Annotated in this window: 4 protein-coding genes; 3 read left to right on the plus strand and 1 reads right to left on the minus strand. The window is 68.8% G+C overall.

Annotation, left to right across the window (positions count from 1 at the left end; translation table 11 throughout):
• The first annotated feature begins 154 nt into the window (after positions 1 to 154).
• On the plus strand, positions 155 to 511 hold the full coding sequence (locus IF88_RS0139465; RefSeq protein WP_030724329.1) for a hypothetical protein: 357 nt from the start codon (positions 155 to 157) through the stop codon (positions 509 to 511).
• Positions 512 to 528: 17 nt separating this feature from the next.
• Positions 529 to 798: a hypothetical protein gene (locus tag IF88_RS0139470; protein WP_158754920.1), complete on the plus strand. Its 270-nt coding sequence runs from the start codon at positions 529 to 531 to the stop codon at positions 796 to 798.
• 570 nt (positions 799 to 1,368) lie between these two features.
• On the opposite strand, the gene IF88_RS0139475 is transcribed toward IF88_RS0139470, so the two are convergent.
• Complete coding sequence (locus tag IF88_RS0139475; RefSeq protein WP_030724335.1) at positions 1,369 to 1,965, minus strand: DUF2867 domain-containing protein; 597 nt, start codon at positions 1,963 to 1,965, stop codon at positions 1,369 to 1,371.
• Between the two features lie 90 nt (positions 1,966 to 2,055).
• Here IF88_RS0139475 and IF88_RS0139480 point away from each other — a divergent pair, with 90 nt between their 5' ends.
• Positions 2,056 to 2,616, plus strand: coding sequence for a TetR/AcrR family transcriptional regulator (locus IF88_RS0139480; RefSeq protein ID WP_030724338.1), 561 nt, complete (start codon positions 2,056 to 2,058; stop codon positions 2,614 to 2,616).
• The last annotated feature ends 365 nt before the right edge of the window (positions 2,617 to 2,981 follow it).

The raw sequence follows: 2,981 nt of genomic DNA on the forward strand, positions 1-2,981 counted from the left end.
AGGGGGGACCCTGTGGGAGAGTAGGACGCCGCCGAACAATCATTGCGGGAAGCCCCGCACCAAACCTTCGGGTTCGGTGCGGGGCTTTTCTGCGTTTACCGGCAGTGTCACCGGCCCGGCTGGGTATCCTGGCCGCGTTCCCCTGGAGGACACGATGACTGCACAGCAGCTGGAAGACGGCGGGCCGCTCATCCCTCAGCCGGCGATGACGCGCGAAGCCCTCCGGGACGCCGTACGCCGCATCGACATGGCCAATCTGGCCGTACTCGACAAGGAGTGCAACGAGGCCTTCGACCGTGCCGCCGAAACCGGTGCCATCAACCCGTTGCGGTTCTTCCTGATCAAGTGGGCGACGCACGTGGCGATCCACCGCTGGCCGGCGCGTTCGGCGGCGCTGCACGAGGCGGAGCGGGTGGCCGGCGACCCTGACTCGACGGAGGAGGAGTTCCAGGCCGCCATGGAGACGAGCAGCCGCATCCTCGCCGAGGCCCAGCGCGAGATCGGTCAGTGACCGCGCGGGGCGAAGGCTTGGAGAACGACAGCGGTTGGGCGTGGGAGTGCGATCCCAGCCGGCTGTGGGTCCTCGGGGACATGGCCGCGGAGCACCAGGAGCTGGTCACCGCCGTCCTGGACGGCCTGGTCGACCTGGCCTCGATGGCGATCGACCCCAAGGACGGCAGCCTCTACGAGGATCCTCACCCGATGCGGCTGCGTACGTACGAGGACGAGCATCTGATGCTCTGGTACCAGACCATCCCCCACCGCCGCCGGGTCTACCTGAAGCGGGTCAACCTCTGAGCGGGCCCCTGCCTTCCGGGCTGCCCGTCGGCCGTCCAACTCGACTGCGGCCCACGGAGTTTCATGCGGATCACCGCACACGCTCCTGCCGAGACTCGTCTGGACTGGCGTTGTGCGCTTCGCGCACTGCGACTGCAACCCGGTCATGGCGATGGCCCTCGATGGCTCTTCGAGAAGACGCCCATCGTGGCCGGTGACCGCCCTGCTGCTGGTTCCGTTGCTGGTCGTCGGACGGGACCGGCCGGCCCCGCGCCGTCCCGGACTGGGTCGTCTCGGTCGGGGGCCACGTCCCCCTGAAGATCGCGCCTACCTCCGCGGGCGCGGGATCGCCGTCACGCCTCGACCGGCGCGGAGCAGGCCGACGCCCACGTCTGGCGCCAGTCGGACCTGCCAGCCGGTGCGGCCGGGACGACGGTGATCGCGGACGGCTGTCGGCGTGCTCCTGCCGAACTCTTCCGCGAGTCTCCGAGCCCCGCTTTCCTCCGCGAGGCCTCCTTCATCGCTCTCCGATAGGGCAGTCGGCCGCAAAGCGGTTGGTTGGCGTCGGCGGGTGGGTGTCCGTGGGAGGTGTCAGCCTGCGGGCTTGGCGGGGAGGGTTCGCTGCCATTCGCGGCCGATGGCCCGGAGCAGGGCCGGGTATACGCTCAGGTACCGGAAGGGCTTGATGCCCGCCATGTAGAGGGCGCCGAAACGGCCGTTGGGCTTCACCAGGACGGCCATCTGGCCGTGGTAGCCGCCGGTTTCGTCCGGGACCCAGCCGTTGTGCGTCAGGCCGTGCACGGTCCGGTTCGCCATCTCCGCCACCCACTCGTCGTGCGTCTGGTAGACGGACGTGAACGAAACCGTGGCGAGGTCCGGGCCGCGGGGGCCCTCCAGGAGGTCCGCCGGCAGGCGGTCGCGGAGCGTCGGGACCCGCCTGCCGAGGCCGTCGGAGGGCTTGTCCCAGCCGAGGAGTGCCCCGAGCTTCCAGCGCAGTGCGAACAGCGCGCGCCCGAGGGGGGAGGGGACGGGATCCCCCTTGCCGGTGGCGAATTGGTGCACGAGCCGTTGGAGGTCGTCCGGGCCGCCGGGCGTCGGCAGGGCCCACACGTCCTCGACCCGGAAGTCGCCGGCGATCTCGTGGATGCGCCAGGGCCGGGAGGTGTGCGCGGTGCGGGGAAGTCTCATCAGCAAGCCCCTGTCTATACGATGCCGTATAGAAGAAGGCTAGCCCATCTGTACGGTGCCGTATAGATGCCGGCCCTGAGGGGAGACACCATGGGCGTGACCCGCACGCCACGCGGCAAGTGGATCGAGGAGGGGCTGCGGGCGCTGGCCGCCGGAGGTCCGGAGGCGGTCAGGGTCGAGGTCCTGGCCCAGGCGCTCGGCGTCAGCAAGGGGGGCTTCTACGGCTACTTCGCCAACCGGGACGCCCTCCTCACCGAAATGCTCGATGCGTGGGAGCGCGAGGTCACCGAAGCGGTGATCGAGCGGGTCGAGAGCGGTGGGGGAGACCCCAGGGACAGGCTGGAGCGGCTGTTCCTGATCGTTGCCGCGGCCGGCGACGGTCCGGCCACGGGGGTGGGGCCGGACCTGGCGATTCGTGACTGGGCCCGGCGTGACGAGGCCGTGGCGGAGCGGCTCCGGCGCGCGGACAACCGGCGCATGGACTACCTGCGCTCCCTGTTCCGCTCCATCTGCTCCGACGAGGACGAGGTCGAGGTCAGGTCCCTGATCGCCTTCTCCCTGCGGATCGGCTACCACTTCATCGCCGCAGACCACGGCGGCCGCAGCCGCGCCGAGGTGATGGAGCTGACCAGGAAGTGGCTGCTGAGGTAGCCCCTGGGGGCGTCCGGAGGGAGGCTTGACCCGGGAGTCAAGCCGGTTTTGACACCTCCCAGGCCGGGTTGTAGAGTCGAGAAGTTGCCTGGAGCGGACACGCTCGGCAGCAGCCCCCACAAAGGAATCACTTTCGAGTGGGGACACTCGACTCTTCATTCGGGAATCGAAGCCGGGGAAATCCGGTGGAGAACTTCTGATAGAGTCGGGATCGCCGGAAAGGGAAAGCGTGAAAGCGCAGGAACTGGAAAGCGCCGAGGAAGTCGGGCCCGAAAGAGTCTGATAGAGTCGGAAACGCAAGAACACAGAACGAAAGCCCGGAGGAAAGCCCGCGAGGGTGAGTACAAAGGAAGCGTCCGTTCCTT

This window comes from Streptomyces sp. NRRL F-2580, from assembly GCF_000720115.1.
In the GTDB taxonomy this organism is placed as follows: Bacteria; Actinomycetota; Actinomycetes; order Streptomycetales; family Streptomycetaceae; genus Streptomyces.